At 67.3% G+C, this 263-nt stretch carries 1 pseudogene; it reads right to left on the reverse strand.

Going from position 1 to position 263, the window contains the following annotated elements:
* Positions 1-263: pseudogene (locus HX846_RS40120) on the reverse strand (hybrid sensor histidine kinase/response regulator); the annotation flags it as partial.

Here is a 263-nt window from a genome sequence, read left to right on the forward strand (position 1 = left end):
CGTCGGTGCCCAGTTGCACCTTGAGTTCGATGTGCGCGCCCTTGGTGCGGCGGAACAGGTCTTCCAGGGACGCCACCAATTGATTCGGGTCGACCGGCTTGCGGTCCAGGGATTGGCGGCGGGAGAATGCCAGCAGGCGATGGGTCAGCGCTGCGGCGCGATGGGCCGAGGACACGGCGGCGTCGGTGAAACGGCCGATCTCGTCGCTGCGCCCGGCGGCGATATAGCGTTGCATCAGGTCCAGGCTGCCGATGATCCCGGTG

The sequence above is a fragment of the Pseudomonas sp. K5002 genome (genome assembly GCF_013386655.1).
In the GTDB taxonomy this organism is placed as follows: Bacteria; Pseudomonadota; Gammaproteobacteria; order Pseudomonadales; family Pseudomonadaceae; genus Aquipseudomonas.